Consider the following 18,948-nt stretch of genomic DNA (forward strand, 5'->3'; position numbering starts at 1 on the left):
GGGGTGGAGCAGCCCGGTAGCTCGTCAGGCTCATAACCTGAAGGCCGCAGGTTCAAATCCTGCCCCCGCAACCAAATCAAACAAAAGCCCGCGTGACACAAACGTCCGCGGGCTTTTTGGCGTTCTAGACACAGCGAACGGCCAACGCGCCCCGCGTCGACGAAACGCACAATCGCCAAGCACTCCTTCCGCCACCCTCCGCTCACTCCACCATCCTCGTTGAGTAAGGCTCAACGCTCTCGAGGGGGCACAGAGGCGACTTTCCGCTTCCACGCTACAACTGGACAATCCCGAAAAAATGGAAACTATCGCCATTAATCAAAGACTGGGCCGGCTACGGCTCGGACAAAGCGGGGGGCATGCAGGCATGAGCTATGAGGGAACTTTGCACGCGGGGCGAAACCGACCCATCCACGCGGTCTTTCTCGTCTGCGCCGGACTGGCAATCCTCGGTAGCCTGCTTGCTGCTTCGGATGGCTCTGTCTGGCGCTGGCTACACTATCTGACCAAGCCAACGGCAACTCTGTTGCTGCTCGTCGTTGTCCTCAGAAATCTCGCTTCTTCGTCGCGCGCCTACGGGACCGCCGTCGCGATCGGTCTGATCTTCGCCGCGGCCGGCGACGTCTTTCTCATGCTGCCGGGGGACTATTTTCTCGCCGGGCTCGTTTGTTTTCTATTGACCCACTGCGCCTATATCTTTGCGCTCACACGCGACGTCAGATTTGCTGACCATCGTGGAGTGTTTGCATTTTTTGCCTTGGTCGCCCTTCTCGTCGTCGGTGGTCTGTGGACGTCTTTGCCATCGCCGATGCGCATCCCGGTCGTCATCTACGCCCTGGCGCTCGGCGCGATGGCGGCCCAGGCCATCTCGCGCGCCCGCCAGCTTTCGGGAACGCCCCAGCGCACGGCAGCACGGTTCGCCGCCTATGGCGGCCTGTTGTTCCTGATCAGCGACACCGTGCTCGCCTATGGCCGCTTCCGCTGGGACATTCCCCTCAACGCGCTCTGGGTGCTCGGCACCTATTATGCTGCGCAATGGTTCTTTGCTCGCTCGACTGAAAGCCGATGACAGCAATCGATACCCCCTCGGATCTTAGCGCCACGCTCGACCGGCTGCGCAGCGCCTGGCTCGAAGGTCGCCCGACCGTCGAGCAGCGCCATGCGGATCTAAGCCGGCTCAGGGATCGCTTGCGCGCCCGCATGGATGAGATGTGCGAGGCGATCGACACGGATTTCGGTCATCGCGCGCGGCACGAGACGTTGCTTGGCGAGGGCGGCGTGGTGCTTTCCGAGATCGATCACACGCTGGCGAAGCTCAAGCACTGGGTTCGGCCGGAGCGGCGAAAGGCCGGGTGGAAGCTTTGGCCCGCCAAGGCGGAAGTGCGCTTCGTCCCGCTCGGCGTCGTCGGGATCATTTCACCGTGGAACTACCCGGTCAATCTGGCGCTCGCGCCCTTGGTCGCGGCGATTGCTGCTGGCAACCATGTCTACCTGAAGCCCTCGGAGCGTACGCCGCAAACGGCAGAGTTCCTGCGGTCGCTGCTTGCTGAGGTGTTTCCCGTGTCGCGGGTGACGGTCGCGCTTGGCGGCCCCGAGCTTTCCGCTGCATTCTCAGCCCTGCCCTTCGATCACCTGTTCTTTACCGGTTCCACCGCCGTCGGGCGCAAGGTGATGGCGGCAGTCGCGCAGAACCTGACGCCGGTGACGCTCGAACTCGGTGGCAAATCGCCGGCGATCATCGGAGAAACTGCCGACCTCGCGAAAGCTGCCGCGCGTATTGCAACGGGCAAGTTCTTCAATGCCGGCCAGACCTGCATCGCGCCCGACTATGTCCTCGTCCATGAGAACAAGCGCGATGCCTTCGCGGATTTGCTGAAGCAGGAAATGGCAGCGCGCTATCCGGCAAAGCGGTACCTCGAAGATTACACATCAATCATCAATGCGGGGCAGCATGAGCGCCTGAGGCGCCTGATTGCCGATGCCGTCGCGCGCGGCCACAAGGTGGTCCCGCTTCTCGATGAGACACAAGACAGTACGGCCCGGTCGCGCCTTCTTCCGCCGACGCTCGTCATAGATCCGGATCGCGACAGCGCCGTCATGGGCGAGGAGATCTTCGGCCCGATCCTGCCTGTTGTCAGCTACGCTTCGATCGACGCGGCGATCGGCTATGTGCTCGGCCATGATCGCCCGCTGGCGCTCTATTGCTTCAGCCGCGAGGAAAGCGAGATCGAAGCCATCCTCGCGCGGGTCGTCGCCGGTGGCGTCTGCATCAACGACACGCTTTACCAGTTCGGCTGCAGCGACCTGCCGTTCGGCGGTGTCGGCGCCAGCGGCATGGGACACTATCACGGGCGCGACGGATTCCTGACATTCTCCAAGGCGATGCCGATCTTGAGGAAATACGATCCGGCGCCGAGCGACCTGGTGAAACCGCCCTATAAAGGCATCGCCGACTGGGTGATCCGCTTCCTGTCGCGATAGCTGCAAAAAACTGCATACACGCTGCAATTTCGCCTTGTAGCTCTAGTTGCTCGAGGTCGTAGCCTTTGCTTCAAGATTGCTAGGAGCAGGTTATGGCGAGCACTATTCGAGAAGCCCGTTATCGCGTCGAAGGCATGGATTGCGCATCCTGTGCGACCAAGATCGATACGGCGGTACGCAGGCTGTCAGGCGTAGAGGACGTTTCGGTTTCGGTGTCGGCGGGCACCATGTCGGTAAAGTTTGCCGACGAGGGAGATCTTGCAACGTCAATTGTAAGCAAGGTCGGAAAGCTCGGCTATCGTCTGCATCCGATCAATGCTGGCCAGACGCTGGAACAAAAAGCAGCGCACGTGTGCTGCGGCCATGACCATGGCCACGATCACGACGACCACGGTCACGATCATGGGCATCACGTCGACCACCACGATCATCACCATGAGGGCCACGCCGGACAGAAGGGCGAAAACGCAGCGGCCGCGGCAATGGGCCTTCATGGCCATGACCATGGCCCGACGAGTGGTCCTTGGTGGAAGTCGGGTAAGGGCAAGCTGACGATCGCCAGCGGCCTGGCGCTGATCGCCGCCTATGCGGTCGGCAAGATGATTCCGGCCACAGAGCCCTGGATCTTCACGCTGGCCATGCTGGTCGGCCTGTTGCCCATCGCGCGCCGCGCCTTTGCCGCTGCCACCATGGGCACGCCCTTCTCGATCGAGATGCTGATGACGATCGCCGCCGTTGGCGCGGTCTTCATCGGGGCGACCGAAGAAGCGGCGATGGTGGTGCTGCTCTTCCTGATCGGCGAGCTGCTGGAAGGCGTAGCGGCCGGTAAGGCGCGCGCCAGCATCCAGTCGCTGACAGCACTCGTTCCAAAGACCGCCTTCGTCGAGCGGGACGGCCGGCTGGACGAGGTTCCTGCCGAGACGCTCAACGTCGGCGCTGTCATTCTCGTTCGTCCCGGCGATCGCATTCCGGCAGACGGCGTGGTGCTTTCCGGCGAGAGTGCCGTCGACGAGGCGCCTGTGACCGGCGAGAGCACGCCGGTGCGCAAGGAGGTCGACGACACCGTCGTTGCGGGCACCGTCAACGGTTCCGGTGCGCTGCGCGTGCGAGTGACGGCCGCTGCTGCGGACAACACCATCGCGCGGATTGTCCGCCTGGTGGAGGAAGCACAGGAAAGCAAGGCGCCGACCGAGCGCTTCATCGACCGCTTCTCGCGGTATTATACGCCAGGTGTCGTCGTCGTTGCGGCGCTGGTCGCCGCGCTGCCGCCGCTTCTCTGGGGCGGCGCCTGGGATGAATGGATCTACAAGGGCCTCGCCATTCTTCTGATCGGCTGCCCCTGCGCTCTTGTTATATCGACGCCAGCCGCGATCGCAGCGAGCCTGTCGGCCGGTGCCCGGCGCGGTTTGCTGATGAAGGGCGGCGCGGTGCTGGAGAATGTCGGCAAGGTGACTGCCGCCGCCTTCGACAAGACCGGCACGCTCACCGAGGGCAAGCCGAAGGTGACCGACATTGTCGGCTTCGGCCGATCGGAGACCGAGGTTCTGCGTATGGCTGCTGCACTTGAGCAAGGATCGAGCCATCCGCTTGCCCGCGCCATTTTGGAGCGGAGCGCGGCCGAGGGCCTTGTCGTCCCCAATATCGCGACCGTAAATGCGGTCGGCGGCAAGGGGCTCGAAGGTTCAGTCGAGGGCGTCGCATTGTTCTTCGGCTCGCCGAAGGCGGCCGCTGAGCGGGCACCGATGACGGCGGCTGAGACGGCGCGGGTTTCGGCCCTCAACGACGAAGGCAAGACGGTTTCGGTGCTGGTGGCCGGTGGCGTGATTGCTGGTGCCATAGCCATGCGCGACGAGCCGCGGTTGGATGCGGCCGCCGGCGTGAAGGCGCTGACCGATGCTGGTCTGCGCGTCGTCATGCTGACCGGCGACAACCGCCGCACGGCGGAAGCAATCGGCCGCCAGTTCGGCATGGAGGTTCGCGCCGAGCTTCTGCCTGAGGACAAGCAACGCATCGTGCGTGAACTGAAGGCCGAGGGCTTCAACGTCGCCAAGATCGGCGACGGCATCAACGACGCGCCGGCGCTGGCGGCTGCCGATATTGGCATTGCCATGGGCGGCGGCACGGACGTGGCGCTGGAAACGGCGGATGCCGCGGTGCTGCATGGCCGGGTGGGCGATGTGGGGGCGATGATCCGGCTGTCCCGCGCCACCATGCACAATATCGTTCAGAACATCACCATCGCGCTCGGCCTGAAGGCGGTCTTCCTGGTGACGACGATCATTGGCGTCACCGGCCTTTGGCCCGCGATCTTGGCCGACACCGGCGCCACAGTGCTCGTTACCATGAACGCTCTGCGTCTGCTTCGGCCCGTGCGAGCCGCTTGAACAGCTAAAATGCCCTAAAAAGAGGACCGGCGGCACATGGTGTCGCCGGTTTTTCGCGTCCAGGTGCCTGTGTATATTCACGCTGGACTCTCACCAGCGATCTGATGAGAGTATAAGGAGAACTCGATTGAGGGCTTCCGCCCCGAAAAATCGATGATAAACTTATACCAAATGGTAAAAAAATCGCCGGCACGGTTTCTGGGAAGAATGCCGAAGCGGGCCAGTTTGGGGATCGCAAGGCCAATATGGACAATATTGCCATCGAACTGCGTGGGATCGACAAAAGTTTCGGCCCGGTCCACGCCAACAAGAACATCAATCTGAAGGTCCGCAAAGGGACGATCCACGGCATCATTGGCGAAAACGGTGCGGGAAAATCGACCCTGATGTCGATCCTCTACGGCTTCTATCAGGCCGACAGCGGCGAGATCCTCGTCGATGACAAGCCGGTTGCGATCCGTGATCCGAATGCGGCGATCGCCGCCGGCATCGGCATGGTCCACCAGCACTTCATGCTGGTCGAGAACTTCACGGTCCTGGAAAACATCATGCTCGGCGCTGAGGACAGCCAGATCCTCAACAAAGGTATTGCCAAGGCGCGCGTCGAGTTGAAACGGCTGGAGCGCGAATACGCGTTGGAAGTCGATCCGGACGCCGTCATCGAGGAGTTGCCGGTCGGTTTGCAGCAGCGGGTCGAGATCCTGAAGGCGCTTTATCGCCGGGCCGATATCCTGATTCTCGATGAGCCGACGGGCGTCTTGACGCCGGCCGAGGCCGATCACCTCTTCCGCGTGCTCGAGCAATTGAAGAGCCAGGGCAAGACCGTCATTCTGATTACCCACAAGCTGCGCGAGATCATGGCGATCACCGACGAGGTCTCGGTCATGCGCCGCGGCGAGATGGTGGCGACCCGCACGACGGCCGAAACGTCGGTCGAAGAGCTCGCCGAGCTTATGGTCGGGCGCCGCGTGCTCTTGCGTGTCGAGAAAGGCGAGGCGAAGCCCGGCGAGGTCAAGCTCGCCGTCGAGGGGTTGACCGTCAAGGATGGCCGTGGGGTCACCATGGTCGACAATGTCTCGTTCAATCTGAGGGCTGGCGAGATCGTCGGCATCGCCGGCGTTGCCGGCAACGGCCAGTCTGAACTGCTGGAGGCGATCTCCGGCATCCGCCGCGCCGTTTCCGGCTCCGTGCTTCTGAACGGCAAGCCGATCGATGTCACCGGGCGCGCCGATCCCTCCGAACTGCGTGATCGTGGTCTCGCCCATGTTCCGGAAGACCGCCACCATGTCGGCCTCGTCCTGAAATTCGAAGAATGCGAAAATGCCATCCTCGGCTATCACCATGACAAGCGCTATCTCAACGGCGTCTTCCTCAACGTTGATGCGATCCGCAAGGACGCCGAGAAGCGCATCGCCGAATACGATATCCGCCCGCCGAATCCGCGCCTGAAGACCGCGAACTTTTCCGGGGGAAACCAGCAGAAGATCGTGCTGGCACGCGAGATGGAGCGCGGGCCCGATGTGCTGGTCATCGGCCAGCCGACGCGCGGCGTTGACGTCGGCGCCATCGAATTCATCCATAGGCGGATCATCGAGATGCGCGACCAGGGCATGGCTGTCCTCTTGGTCTCCGTCGAACTCGATGAAATCCGTGCCCTGTCAGACCGTATCTTGGTCATGTTTGCCGGCCGTGTCGTCGGCGAGCGCGATCCGGATGCGACCGAGGGCGAACTCGGCCTGCTGATGGCCGGCGTTGAAGGCCGCAAGGAGGCCGCAGAATGAGCTCCCCCTATGCTAAGCTCCCGGGCTGGGTCGAATATGGCCTCATCCCGCTGGTCAATCTCGCGGTTGCCTTCCTCGTTGCCGGCCTCGTGGTGCTGCTCGTCGGCGAAAATCCCCTGGAAGCGGCCTATCACCTGATCAACGGTGCCTTCGGCCGAGGCGAGTATTTGGGCTTCACGCTCTACTACGCCACCACCTTCATCTTCACCGGTCTTGCCGTCGCCGTTGCCTTCCATGCCGGCCTCTTCAACATTGGCGGCGAAGGCCAGGCCTATGTTGGCGGCATCGGCGTGGCGCTCGCCTGCCTCTGGCTCGATCAGACGATGCCCTGGTTCGTGGTGTTCCCGCTGGCGATCCTCGGTTCGGCCTTCTTCGGCGCGGCCTGGGCATTCCTGCCCGGTTGGCTGCAGGCCAAGCGCGGCAGCCACATCGTCATCACCACCATCATGTTCAATTTCATCGCGTCGAGCCTGATGGTCTATCTCTTGACGCGCGTCTTGAAGCCGCTCGGCTCCATGGCGCCGCAGACGCGGACCTTCGCCGAAGGCGGGCAATTGCCGAAGCTGGACTGGCTGCTTGCGATCTTCGGGCTGAATGTCGGCACGGCGCCGTTCAACGTCTCGTTCCTGCTGGCGCTCGTTGCGGCCTTCTGTGTCTGGCTGCTGATCTGGCGTACCAAGCTTGGCTATGAAATGCGCACCATGGGTCACAGCCCGTCGGCGGCGCGTTACGCCGGCATGAGCGAGAGCCGCATCACCGTCATCACCATGATGATTTCGGGTGGTCTCGCGGGCATGATGGCGCTGAACCCGATCATGGGTGAGCAGGCGCGCATGCAGCTCGATTTCGTGCAAGGGGCAGGCTTCGTCGGCATCGCCGTGGCGTTGATGGGCCGCTCGCATCCGGCTGGCATCATCCCGGCCGCGGTCCTCTTCGGCATGCTCTATCAGGGCGGCGCCGAGATCTCCTTTGAAATGCCGTCGATCTCGCGCGACATGATCGTCATCATCCAGGGCCTGGTCATTCTCTTCGCCGGTGCACTCGAAAACATGTTCCGGCCGGCAATCACCCGGCTGTTTACGATGCAGAGCCGCCGTGCGGCCGTCGTGACACAGACCAAGGGAGCTTGAAGCCATGGATTTCTTCCACGTCATCGTGGTGCTCCTCGAGTCCACCATCCGTGTTTCCGTTCCGCTGATCTTCGCAGCCCTTGCCGGGCTCTTCACCGAGCGCGCTGGCGTCTTCGACATCGGCCTTGAAGGCAAGATGCTTGGTGCGGCCTTTGCCGCCGGCGCCGTCGCTGCGGTCACCCAGTCCGTGTGGATGGGGCTGCTTGCGGCGATCCTGATCTCGATCGCGCTGTCGCTGGTGCACGGTTATGCCTCGATCACCCAGCGCGGCAACCAGATCGTCTCCGGTGTCGCGATCAACTTCATCGTCGCCGGCTCGACCGTCATTCTCGGTGAAGCCTGGTTCCGCCAGGGCGGCCGCACGCCGGCGCTCGGCGAAGGTTCCCGTTTCCAGACGATCACCTTCCCCTTTGCCGACAGCGTCAGGGAGATCCCGATCCTCGGCCCGATCTATTCGGACCTGCTCTCCGGCCATTTCCTTCTGACCTATGTCGCCTTCGCGATGGTGCCAATCAGCTGGTGGATCCTTTACCGCACCCGCTTCGGCCTGCGCTTACGCGCCGTTGGCGAAAACCCGGGCGCGGTCGACACGGCCGGCATCTCGGTTCTCTGGCTGCGTTATCGCGCCGTCATCTGCTGCGGCATCCTCTGCGGCTTTGCCGGCGCCTATCTGTCGCTGGCAATGACCGCAGGTTTCGTCAAGGGTATGACTGCCGGCAAGGGGTACATCGCGTTGGCGGCGCTGATCTTCGCCAAGTGGCGGCCGTTCAACATCATGCTGGCCTGCCTGCTCTTCGGTTTCCTCGATGCGCTGGCGATCCGTCTTCAGGGCAATCCGCTGCCGCTGATCGGCCAGGTGCCGGTGCAACTGATGCAGGCACTGCCCTACATTCTGACCGTGATCCTGCTCGCCGGGTTCATCGGCAAGGCCATCCCGCCGAAGGCCGGCGGCGTCCCCTATGTCAAGGAGCGCTAGAACCATGGAAAAGGAACTGTTCGAGGCCGCGCGTGACGCGATGGCCAAGGCGCACGCGCCCTATTCGAAGTTTCCGGTCGGCGCGGCGATCCGCGCCGAAGACGGCAAGATCTATACCGGCGCCAACATCGAGAACCTGTCGTTCCCTGAAGGGTGGTGCGCAGAAACCACCGCTATCAGCCATATGGTCATGGCCGGCCAACGCAAGATCATGGAAGTGGCCGTCATTGCCGAGAAACTGGCGCTCTGCCCGCCCTGCGGCGGCTGCCGGCAGCGGCTGGCGGAATTTTCCGGTGCCAGCACGCGTATCTTCCTGTGTGATGAGACTGGGGTGAAGAAGACCCTGGCGCTGTCGGACCTGCTGCCGCACAGCTTCGAGACCGAGATCCTCGGATGACCGCTGCCGCTGAACTGCTGAAATCCAGGCTCCGCGGGCTTTCGCCGCGCTATGGCATCGTGCTCGGTTCCGGGCTCGGCTCGCTGGTCGATGCCGTGGACGAAACGCTGCGGCTTTCCTATGCCGACATACCGGGGTTCCCGGTCAGCAGCGTCTCCGGCCATGCCGGCGAACTCGTGGCCGGAACGCTCTCAGGCGTTCCTGTTGTCATGCTCTCCGGCCGAGTCCATTATTACGAACAGGGCGACGCCAATGCGATGCGCGTGCCGCTGGAAACCCTGAAGGCGCTCGGCATCGAATGCCTGGTGCTGACCAATTCCGCCGGATCGCTGCGCGAAGATCTGCCGCCGGGATCGGTGATGCGGATTTCCGATCACATCAACTATTCGGGCTTCAATCCGCTGATTGGCGTGGAAAGCGACGATCGCTTCGTCGGCATGACCAATGCCTATGATGCCGAGCTCGCCGGAAGAATGCAGGAGAGTGCCGAACGCCTCGGCATACCTCTCATCGACGGCGTCTACATGTGGTTCTCCGGCCCAAGCTTCGAGACGCCGGCCGAAATCCGCATGGCCCGCATCCTGGGTGCCGATGCCGTCGGCATGTCCACGGTTCCGGAGGTCATTCTCGCCCGCTTCTTCGGCCTGCGCGTCGTCGCCGCTTCGGTGATCACCAATTTCGGCGCCGGCATGACCGGGGGCGAAATCAGCCATCACGAGACGAAGGACATGGCGCCGGTTGGTGGCAAGCGGCTTGCCGCGATCCTCGCCGACATGATCGCAGCCGACGTGGTGCGCGGGTGACGATGCTTCCGCAGGAAACAATCAGGCGCAAGCGCAACGGCGAACGCCTCGCTCCAGCCGAGATCGCGGACTTTGTCAGCGGCCTTTCGGACGGCTCGATCTCCGAAGGGCAGGTCGCCGCTTTCGCCATGGCCGTCTGGTTCTCCGGCATGAGTCGTGACGAGACCGTGGCGCTAACGTTGGCCATGCGCGACTCCGGCGAAACACTCGACTGGAGCACCATCGGCCGCCCGATTGCAGACAAGCATTCAACCGGCGGCGTCGGTGACAACGTCTCGCTGATGCTGGCTCCGATCGTTGCCGCCTGCGGCCTTGCCGTGCCGATGATTTCGGGGCGCGGGCTCGGGCATACGGGCGGCACGCTCGATAAGCTCGAATCGATACCCGGCTACGATATCCAGCCGTCGGCGGCGCTATTCCGCAGGACGGTCGACGAGATCGGCTGTGCAATCATCGGCCAGACGGCGAACCTCGCGCCGGCCGACAAGCGGCTTTATGCGATCCGAGATGTGACCGCGACCGTCGATTCCGTGCCGCTGATCACGGCCTCGATCCTGTCGAAGAAGCTCGCCGCCGGCCTTCAGTCATTGGTGCTCGACGTCAAGCTCGGCAATGGCTCCTTCATGAGCGATGCCAAGGAAGCGGAGGTGCTTGCGCGCTCGCTGGTCGATGTCGCCAACGGTGCCGGCGTTCGCACCTCGGCGCTTCTGACCGACATGAACGAACCTCTGGCCGATGCCGCCGGCAATGCGTTGGAGATCGAAAATTGCCTGGCCTTCCTCCGGGGCGAGAAGAAGGGCACGCGGCTCGAAACGGTCGTCCTGGCCTTTGCTGCCGAAATGTTGGTGGCGGGGGGCGTCGCTGGTGATGCCGAACAGGGCGAAGCGCTGGCACGCAAGGCGCTTGGCAGCGGAGCGTCGCTCGAACGCTTTGGAAAAATGGTGCACGCGCTCGGCGGCCCGACGGATTTTGTCGAGCGCTCGGTATCCTACCTCGGCCGTGCGCCGGTCATCTTGCCGGTCGAAGCGAAGCAGTCCGGCTATCTTGCAGCCTGTGAGACGCGCGAACTGGGCATGGCCGTCATTGCGCTTGGCGGCGGACGGTCACATCCGGATGACAGGATCGACCATAGGGTCGGCTTCGATGCGCTGAAGCCGCTGGGTACGCGGATCGAGAAGGGCGACCTGATCGCCTTTGTTCATGCGGCCGATCGGGATGCTGCAGAGGTAGCCCGTCGTCGTCTGCACGAACTCTATACGATCGATGATATGGAGCCGGCGAAGCGTTCACCGATTCTTGCGAAAATCACCTGACGAGGTGCAGGGCACCGTCCTCGACGCGGAAGGATGACAGCCGGTTCAGGAACGTCATGCCGATCAGCGTGCCGGAAAGCGCCTTGTCCGGCAGCACCAGCGCCTGAACGTCGCGTACCGATATGCCGCCGATCTCGATCCGGTTCAGCATCGCCGGAGCCGCTTCGACGACGCCATTGGCTGTGTTGACGCGAGCCGTGAAGGAAAGCGTGCTTGGCGCAATGCCGAGCCGGCGTGCGGTCGAAAGGTTGATGGCGATGCTGCTGGCGCCTGTGTCGACTAGACCGCGCTCACTGCGGCCGTTGATGCGGAAAGTGCCAAAGAAGTGGCCTCTGCCATCGGCGTCGAGCACGACGCTCCGCCCCGCCGCATACTTTGCCGTGGTCGTCGGCGGGGCCGCAGCTTCCTTGGCAGCCGTCTTGTTACCGCCTTGCGTCAAGGCGGTCGTTGCCAAGTGCGGGACCACCATGGCTGCAAGCGCGGCCACACCTGCCAATGCGAGCAAACGGACGAGCATGGACATCACCCCTCAATGGCATCAGTGCTGCAAACTCAATTGCTGCGGAGACCGTCTGCGCGCCCGAAAGGAGGCGCGATCGCTATGGGGCAGTAGACCGCATGACGCCTAAGATGACATAAAAAAGCCGCCGGATTCCGGCGGCTTTCTCACGGATTTGCAATCCTGGTTAAGGATCAGGAAATCATTTGGTGCCGTACATGCGGTCGCCCGCGTCACCGAGACCGGGCATGATGTAGCCGAGTTCGTTGAGGTGGCTGTCGATCGAGGCCGTGTAGATTGGCACGTCCGGGTGTGCACCCTGGAAATTGCGGATGCCTTCGGGGGCGGCCAGCAGGCAGAGAAAGCGGATGTTCTTGGCGCCGCGCTCCTTCAGCTTGTCGATCGCTGCGATCGACGAGTTGCCGGTAGCGAGCATCGGGTCGACGACGATGATCAGGCGTTCGGACAGGCTTTCCGGTGCCTTGAAATAGTACTCAACCGGCTGCAGCGTTTCATGATCGCGATAGACGCCGATGTGCGAGACGCGGGCCGAAGGCACCAGCTCGAGCATGCCTTCGAGCAGCCCGTTGCCGGCGCGCAGGATCGAGGCGAACACAAGCTTCTTGCCCTCGAGGACCGGCGAGTCCATTTCCTGCAGCGGAGTCTCGATCCGCTCCATCGTCAGTTCGAGATCGCGCGTGACCTCGTAGCAGAGCAGCGTCGAGATCTCCCGGAGAAGCCGGCGAAAACCCGCGGTTGAGGTCTCCTTCTTGCGCATGATGGTCAGCTTGTGTTGCACAAGCGGATGATCGATCACTGTAACGCCGTTCATGGCTCACCTTTCCGGATTTTTTGTATCCGTCCTTTTTCCATGGAATGCGTCGTCGCCGCAAGGGTATTGGCCGGCCGGAGAGCGTCATCCCCAGCCGACGGATCGCTATCCGGCGTCGCGGTTCCTAGAGCATCCCGCCTTCAAGCGTAATCGCTTGAAGCGGAAAGATGCTCTAGCATCAAAGGCTAGAGCGACCTTGGTGCGTTCGTCTGAACGCACGGACACTCTAGATTCGCGCGAGCAGCCGCTGGCGCGTCGGCTCGTCGACGAAGGCGGCCTCGATCGCCGTGCGGGTCATGCCGTTGATCTCCTCGTCGGTGAAGCCCATCACCGCACAGGCGATGTCGTATTCCTGAGCGAGCGACGTATGGAAGAACGGCGGATCGTCGGAGTTGAGCGTGACACGCACGCCGGCTTCGTGCAGCGCCCGGAGCGGATGCGAGGCAAAGTCCGGGAAGACCTGCAGCGAGATGTTGGAGCCGGGGCAGACTTCGAGCACGACTCCGGCGTCGGCAAGGCGCCGCACCAGATCCATGTCTTCGATCGCCCGGACGCCATGGCTGATGCGCGCGGGGTGCACGTGGTCAAGCGCGTCGCTCACGCTAAAGGCGCCGGAGAGCTCGCCCGCATGGATCGTCAGGCCAAGGCCTGCGTCACGTACAATATCGAAGGCGCGGGCAAAATCGGCCACCTTGTGCATGCGTTCTTCCCCGGCGAGGTTGAAGCCGGTGACGAGCGCATGCTCCCGCTTGGCCGCGAATTCTGCGGTCTTGATTACGGACTCCGGGCCGAGATGGCGAATGCCTGTGATCAGCATGCGCGATTCGATCCCGGTCTTCTGCCTGGCGGCTTCCATGCCGGCGGCAAGGCCCTCGAGATAGGCATGGGCGCCCAGGCCGATCGTGTTGCCGTGGTCGGGCGAAACGATGATTTCACTGTAGATCGTGCCGGCCTCGGCAAGCTCCGTCAGATAGGCTTCGGCGAGCAGCGCGTAGTCTTCCTCGGTCCGAAACAGCGAGGCGATGGCGTCGTAGCACTTCACGAAGCTGGTGAAGTCTTCCCAGACATAGGCCCTGTCGCGGATGATCGCGCTGGTGTCGATGCCATACTTCTCGGCCTGCGCCAGAGCCAGTTCGGGCGGCGTCGCGCCTTCGATGTGGCAATGCAGTTCCGCCTTCTTCAGATGTGCGGTCAAATGAGGCTTCTCCCATGACGGCCCGGCGCGATGCCGAGATGTTTGGCGACGGATTCGCCGATATGCGCGAAGGTGTTGGCGACGCCGAGCGAGCGGCTGCGCAGCGACGGACCGAACATCAGCACCGGCACCCGCTCGCGCGTATGGTCGGTGCCGCGCCAGGTCGGGTCGCAGCCGTGATCGGCCGTGAGGATGACGATGTCGGTGGGCTGCAGGCGGCGGTCGAGATCCGGCAGGCGCGCATCGAAGGCTTCGAGCGCTGCCGCGTAACCGGCGACGTCGCGGCGATGGCCGTAGAGCATGTCGAAATCAACGAAATTGGTGAAGACCAGGCTGCCATCCTCGGCCTCGTCGATGGCCGCGAGACTTGCGTCGAAGAGCGCCATATTGCCGTCGGCCTTCGTCAGCTTCGTCACGCCCTGGTGGGCGAAGATGTCGCCGATCTTGCCGATCGCGTGAACCGTGCGCCCCGCTTCCGTCAGCCGGTCGAGGATCGTCGGCTCCGGCGGCAGCACGGAATAGTCACGGCGATTGCCGGTGCGGGTGAAGGTCTGCGGGCTGGTGCCGACGAAGGGGCGGGCGATCACACGGCCGATATTGTAGTCGTCGACCAGGCGGCGGACCGTCTGGCAAAGCTCAAGCAGGCGCTCGAGCCCGAAGCTCTGCTCATGCGCCGCGATCTGGAAGACCGAGTCCGAAGACGTGTAGCAGATCGGCTTGCCGCTGCGCATATGCTCCTCGCCGTGACGGGCGATGATGTCGGTGCCGGAAGCATGGCAATTGCCGAGGATGCCGGGAACGTTGCCTTCGCGGCAGATGGCTTCGACGAGCTCGGGCGGAAAGGCATCGCCTTCAGCCGAAAAGTAACCCCAATCGAACATGACCGGCGTGCCGCCGATTTCCCAGTGTCCGGAGGGCGTGTCCTTGCCGCGCGAGACCTCGCTGGCGGCGCCAAAGGCACCATAGACCCGATTGGGCACCGGCATGCCCTTGGGAATCGCGCCGCTGGCGAGCTTTGCTGCGTGAACAAGGCCAAGGGCGGACATGTTCGGCAGATTGAGCGGCCCTTCGCGCAAACCAACCCGATCTGCGGCGCCGGCGGCGCAGAACTCGGCGATGTGTCCGAGCGTGTTGGCGCCCAGGTCACCGTAGGCTTCGGCATCCGGCGCACCGCCTATGCCGAAGGAATCGAGAACGAATAGAAACGCACGCGTCATGATGCACCTGACAGCGGAAGCGCTCGCATCGCGCTCCCAAAGCTTCTGGAAGAACGCGACGACGCCGGAGGCGCGCGCCACGCACAATCCCGAAGGGATAGCGCTGCGCACGGCGCAATGCAATTGCGCCGGATCAGTGCCCGATCAGCAATCAGTGCATTTTATTGTTTGGGCGAGACGCGAGTGGAAGTAGGCCGTCTTGGAGAGGTTTATCGTCTTCGCCGTGGTCTGAAGGCTCGGAGCGTAGAGCAGCAACTCATGCGGCACGGTCAGCTCCGTCCGAATGACAAAGGACTTGTTGGCCGTGAATTGGCCGGGCAGGGTAACCTTCGAATTCACGGTGTAGGGAACCCCGCCGGCCTGATCGTGCGACCAAATGACGGTCCCCTCATTGGTGCTCGAGACCTCGATACCGGTGATCTTCAGTGTGTAGTTCACGTTCCCATAGGGTTCGAGCATACTCTTTGCGATATTCGGCACCTTGGCGAGGAAGGCTTTGTTGACTTCCGATTGCTGTGCGATGATGTCGGCGACGGCACTTGCGGCGCGGGCAGTCTTGCCTGCGACCGTAAAACCGACCGATAGCTCGAACGCACCGAGATAGGTCATGATCAGCAAGGGTGCGACGATCGCGAATTCAACGGCCCCCACGCCGCGTCTGTCCCGCCGCAGCGCGTGAAACAAGGCAGAAGCCGCCTGAAGGCGCAGGATCTTTTGTTTCGCAATCTGCTTCACGGCAAACCTCACTCGCTCTCGTTTCGGAAGGTGGCCGTTGCCACCATGAGATAATCCTTCGGCATGCTCGCGCCGGCGGGCCGCAAGTTGGTGACGAACGGCCTGACGAGGTCGGTGATCACGCTCCATCGATAGTAGGCACGCACCACGTTGAAGGTACCCGGGCCGCCGGGGGCGAATTTGAAGTCGGCCGTATCAATATCCGTCGAGCCGGCCTTGCGCGGGATGTTCACCGGAAACTTGCTGAGATCCGAGACCGCCTGGACGTCCAGGTAGAACTGCGAGGGCTGGTTTGCTTCGGTGGCGGAGCATTTCATCAGGATCGAGATTTCATTGCAGAAGGCCTGGCGAAACTGCGCTTGAGTCATATCGGTCGCCTTCCCCCGCTGGAAGGTAATCTGGCCGGTGCGGACCTTGCGTGCCATCGTCTCAGTTGCGTTCGCCAGGAGCTGGTCGCCGTAGAAGGCGGCAAAGGTTTCGAGCGAGGCGAATATCACCACAAAGAAGGGCAGCGCGAGGATGGCGAACTCGATACTCGACGTGCCTTTGCGGTCGCGGATGAAGCGGCGCAGAATGCCTTTTCGCCTGATATCAGGCCCGCTCGCACGTTCGATTGCCTGCTCGATGCTCATTGTGCCGTCCCATCATGTTACGCCAGACGGGCGACAGATTATGGAGCAACCGTTGATATTTCGTTCCCGCAGGTCATGTGCATTTTAACGAATCGGGGGTCGAAACCCATAAAATTCAGTTGGTGCTACCTGTGGTTTTACGATCCGCGTGTCGTTCGCAATTTGGCGTACAGGAGAGTACGGTGCGCGACGTCTGCTTGTAGACGCGCACGGTGTTGCCTTCGTCGATCGACACCAGAATCCGCTCATCGACAATGGCGTTTCCGTCCTGGTCGAGGATGACCAGATTGGTCGTGCCAAAATTGCGGCCGGTGATGACGATGGTTCGGGCGTCGGCAACCGTGGCGTCTGCCACTTCGGCATTTCCGATGATGACCTTGCTGACCGGACGATCGAGTTTGAGCACACGCGCGTGATCCATGTAGACGCGCATCATGTCGTTCTCTGCGCCAGCGGCGACCACCGGGGCCAGCGACACGATCACGAAAGCAAACAGGGCGGCTCGGCCGGTCGCGAGTGGCATGGTCATGGCGGGTCCTTGAGGTGGTGCTCACGCCATACTCGCCCGTCTTGGTGAATGAACCGTTAAGTTGCCCATTTCGAGAGCGGATGGATGCTGCGCCGTTTTCTGTTCGTTTACCCAAAAATCAGGGATGCATCGTTAACTTGTCGGTAACCGCCTTCTTTAAGTCGATGGCAATGCGCCAGGACTAGTTTGAGGCCATCCGATCAACGGCAACAGTTGGCGGAAGTGCTGAACAACAAAGTGAAGTAGGAGAATCATCATGAAGAAGATTTTTGCCCGTCTGATGAAGGACGAGTCCGGCGCGACCGCCATTGAATACGGCCTGATCGCCGCCCTGATTTCCGTTGCCCTGATCGCTGGCGCAACGACCCTTGGCAATCAGCTCGATCTGCTGTTCAACGGCCTCGGCACCCGCATGTCGACCGCCGTCACGAACATGTAAGCGCAGGCGAGCGCTCATATTGCCTATCGTAATGAGGGCCGCTCGGATGGGTGGCCCTCATTGCGTTAAGCGGGCGTCACGCCGTGCGCGCGGCGCGAAATAGACCGTTTAGACATTTTTGAGAGACACTCGTTTGGATAGTGCGAGGGGCGTGTGATGGAAAATGTAGCGATCCTGCTTGTGTTTCCGCTGTGTCTGGCTTTTGCGGCCGTCTCCGACCTGTTGACGATGACGATCCCGAACCGGGTGTCCGCCATTCTCCTTTGCGCCTTCGCCGCGACCGCTGTCGTCTCCGGTTTCGATCTGCAGCAGATAGGACTTCATTTCCTCGCCGCCGCCGTCGTCTTTGCCGTCTGCTTCGTGCTTTTCGCACTCAACGTCATGGGTGGCGGGGATGCCAAACTGCTGACGGCCTGCGCGGCCTGGTTTGGCTTCAACGCATCGCTGGTCTCGTTCCTCATTTATGTTTCACTTTTCGGCGGGGTGCTGACCATCGCGGTCCTGCTGCTGAGGACCCAGGAGGCGAGGATCATGGCGGCCGGCATTCCGGTGCCGCGTCTGTTGCTGACCGCCAAGAAGGTCCCCTACGCGATCGCCATCGCCTGCGGCGGATTTGTCGCCTATCCTCTCTCGCCGCTGATGTTGTTGGCGTTCCCGCATCTGCAATAGCCAGGCTAGCAGCCGAGGCGTTACGCTTGGTTAACCATGGTTGTAAGCGGCTCGTTAACTATAATTACACCAATTCCTGATCAATCTGGCCCTGGCATTTCTTTGGGGCTCGGAAACGATCATGAAACCGGTGCGCATCATCATACTGGCAGTGGCCGTCCTCTCGGCCGCGATGGCCGGTCTTTTGGCGATGAAGCTGACGCGCGCCCCTGCTCCGCAGATGGCGGAGCCGGTGATCGAGCGGGCGCCGACCGTAAACGTTCTCGTTGCCAGTAAGAGCTTGCCAGTCGGATCGCGTATGGGCGGCGATTCCATCCATTGGATGGCCTGGCCGAAGGATGGGATCGTTGACGGCCTGATCACCGAGGAAAACCAGCCGTCGGCGATCGATGATCTGAGCGGAGCGGTTGTCCGCCTGCCGATCTTCAACGGCGAGCCGGTGCGTCATGAAAAAGTTGCAGATAGCTCCAGCCGGATCATGTCGTCGCTGTTGCCGGCGGGCAAGCGCGCCGTCGCAACCGAGATCACCGTCGCCACGGGCGCCGGCGGCTTCATCCTGCCGAACGACCGTGTCGACGTCATCATGGTTCGCAAGGGTGATGGGGAGCTTTATCTGACCGAAACCGTGCTCAGCAATGTGCGCGTTCTGGCAATCGACCAGCAGGTCGAGGAGAAGGAAGACGGCACCAAGGCCGTAGTCGGAACCACGGCCACGCTTGAGCTAACACCCGACCAGTCGAAGGTAATGACAGTGGCACAGCAGATGGCCGAACGCATTTCGCTTGCGCTGAGAAGCGTCGCCGACGCCCAGGAGCCCGATACGGACGCGGCCGGCTATCTGTTGAGCGGTGATGGCCAGCCGAGCATCCAGGTCATCAAATCCGGTTCCATCGTCAAGAACGATGGCTCCGTCGGCCAGGCACAGCAGTAAGAGAA

19 protein-coding genes are annotated in these 18,948 nt (G+C 62.2%); 12 read left to right on the top strand and 7 right to left on the bottom strand.

Going from position 1 to position 18,948, the window contains the following annotated elements:
• Positions 1–367 precede the first annotated feature (367 nt).
• The 9 genes from V7S54_RS23665 to deoA all read left to right on the top strand — a co-directional run bounded on the left by V7S54_RS23665 (position 368) and on the right by deoA (position 11,265).
• Positions 368–1,069 carry a lysoplasmalogenase gene (locus V7S54_RS23665; protein ID WP_065371965.1) on the top strand — a complete coding sequence of 234 codons (702 nt, stop codon included), beginning with the start codon at positions 368–370 and terminating at the stop codon, positions 1,067–1,069.
• Positions 1,066–2,481, top strand: coding sequence for a coniferyl aldehyde dehydrogenase (locus V7S54_RS23670; RefSeq protein WP_065371966.1), 1,416 nt, complete (start codon positions 1,066–1,068; stop codon positions 2,479–2,481). The genes V7S54_RS23665 and V7S54_RS23670 overlap by 4 nt, the downstream gene beginning before the upstream one ends.
• A 92-nt stretch (positions 2,482–2,573) precedes the next feature.
• Positions 2,574–4,865: a heavy metal translocating P-type ATPase gene (locus V7S54_RS23675; protein WP_065371967.1), complete on the top strand. Its 2,292-nt coding sequence runs from the start codon at positions 2,574–2,576 to the stop codon at positions 4,863–4,865.
• Between the two features lie 245 nt (positions 4,866–5,110).
• On the top strand, positions 5,111–6,646 hold the full coding sequence (locus V7S54_RS23680; protein WP_065371968.1) for an ABC transporter ATP-binding protein: 1,536 nt from the start codon (positions 5,111–5,113) through the stop codon (positions 6,644–6,646).
• Entirely contained in the window at positions 6,643–7,776 is a 1,134-nt protein-coding gene (locus V7S54_RS23685; RefSeq protein WP_065371969.1) for an ABC transporter permease, read from the top strand. The genes V7S54_RS23680 and V7S54_RS23685 overlap by 4 nt, the downstream gene beginning before the upstream one ends.
• A gap of 4 nt (positions 7,777–7,780) precedes the next feature.
• On the top strand, positions 7,781–8,752 hold the full coding sequence (locus V7S54_RS23690) for an ABC transporter permease (protein ID WP_065371970.1): 972 nt from the start codon (positions 7,781–7,783) through the stop codon (positions 8,750–8,752).
• A gap of 4 nt (positions 8,753–8,756) precedes the next feature.
• Positions 8,757–9,149 carry a cytidine deaminase gene (locus V7S54_RS23695; protein ID WP_034805117.1) on the top strand — a complete coding sequence of 131 codons (393 nt, stop codon included), beginning with the start codon at positions 8,757–8,759 and terminating at the stop codon, positions 9,147–9,149.
• Positions 9,146–9,952 (top strand): purine-nucleoside phosphorylase, encoded by an 807-nt coding sequence (locus V7S54_RS23700; protein ID WP_065371971.1) that lies wholly within the window; start codon positions 9,146–9,148, stop codon positions 9,950–9,952. Before V7S54_RS23695 ends, V7S54_RS23700 begins: the two co-directional genes overlap by 4 nt.
• A complete protein-coding gene (gene deoA / locus V7S54_RS23705) occupies positions 9,949–11,265 on the top strand; it encodes a thymidine phosphorylase (protein WP_065371972.1) in 1,317 nt (438 codons plus the stop codon). The genes V7S54_RS23700 and deoA overlap by 4 nt, the downstream gene beginning before the upstream one ends.
• On the opposite strand, the gene V7S54_RS23710 is transcribed toward deoA, so the two are convergent.
• The 7 genes from V7S54_RS23710 to V7S54_RS23740 form a co-directional block, all read right to left on the bottom strand.
• Positions 11,258–11,782 carry a TIGR02281 family clan AA aspartic protease gene (locus V7S54_RS23710; RefSeq protein ID WP_065372414.1) on the bottom strand — a complete coding sequence of 175 codons (525 nt, stop codon included), beginning with the start codon at positions 11,780–11,782 and terminating at the stop codon, positions 11,258–11,260. The two genes, deoA and V7S54_RS23710, sit on opposite strands and share 8 nt — an antisense overlap.
• Positions 11,783–11,966: 184 nt before the next feature.
• A complete protein-coding gene (upp, locus tag V7S54_RS23715) occupies positions 11,967–12,596 on the bottom strand; it encodes a uracil phosphoribosyltransferase (RefSeq protein ID WP_065371973.1) in 630 nt (209 codons plus the stop codon).
• Positions 12,597–12,822: 226 nt separating this feature from the next.
• Positions 12,823–13,791, bottom strand: coding sequence for an adenosine deaminase (locus V7S54_RS23720; protein WP_065371974.1), 969 nt, complete (start codon positions 13,789–13,791; stop codon positions 12,823–12,825).
• On the bottom strand, positions 13,788–15,008 hold the full coding sequence (locus V7S54_RS23725; RefSeq protein ID WP_065372415.1) for a phosphopentomutase: 1,221 nt from the start codon (positions 15,006–15,008) through the stop codon (positions 13,788–13,790). Before V7S54_RS23725 ends, V7S54_RS23720 begins: the two co-directional genes overlap by 4 nt.
• 144 nt (positions 15,009–15,152) lie before the next feature.
• Positions 15,153–15,734 (bottom strand): TadE/TadG family type IV pilus assembly protein, encoded by a 582-nt coding sequence (locus tag V7S54_RS23730; protein ID WP_336557348.1) that lies wholly within the window; start codon positions 15,732–15,734, stop codon positions 15,153–15,155.
• Between the two features lie 17 nt (positions 15,735–15,751).
• Positions 15,752–16,375, bottom strand: coding sequence for a TadE/TadG family type IV pilus assembly protein (locus V7S54_RS23735; protein ID WP_065371975.1), 624 nt, complete (start codon positions 16,373–16,375; stop codon positions 15,752–15,754).
• 115 nt (positions 16,376–16,490) lie between these two features.
• Complete coding sequence (locus tag V7S54_RS23740) at positions 16,491–16,904, bottom strand: pilus assembly protein N-terminal domain-containing protein (RefSeq protein WP_065371976.1); 414 nt, start codon at positions 16,902–16,904, stop codon at positions 16,491–16,493.
• Between the two features lie 256 nt (positions 16,905–17,160).
• Here V7S54_RS23740 and V7S54_RS23745 point away from each other — a divergent pair, with 256 nt between their 5' ends.
• From V7S54_RS23745 to cpaB, 3 genes are all read left to right on the top strand, one after another.
• Positions 17,161–17,343, top strand: a complete 183-nt coding sequence (locus tag V7S54_RS23745; RefSeq protein WP_065371977.1) for a Flp family type IVb pilin — start codon at positions 17,161–17,163, stop codon at positions 17,341–17,343.
• A 156-nt stretch (positions 17,344–17,499) separates the two neighbouring features.
• The gene (locus tag V7S54_RS23750) at positions 17,500–18,012 is read left to right on the top strand and encodes an A24 family peptidase (protein WP_065371978.1); all 513 of its coding nucleotides are present in this window, start codon (positions 17,500–17,502) and stop codon (positions 18,010–18,012) included.
• Between the two features lie 121 nt (positions 18,013–18,133).
• Positions 18,134–18,943 carry a Flp pilus assembly protein CpaB gene (cpaB, locus tag V7S54_RS23755; RefSeq protein WP_065371979.1) on the top strand — a complete coding sequence of 270 codons (810 nt, stop codon included), beginning with the start codon at positions 18,134–18,136 and terminating at the stop codon, positions 18,941–18,943.
• Positions 18,944–18,948: the final 5 nt, after the last annotated feature.

Source organism: Ensifer sp. CCNWLY38, assembly GCF_037120565.1.
Taxonomy (GTDB): domain Bacteria; phylum Pseudomonadota; class Alphaproteobacteria; order Rhizobiales; family Rhizobiaceae; genus Ensifer; species Ensifer adhaerens_H.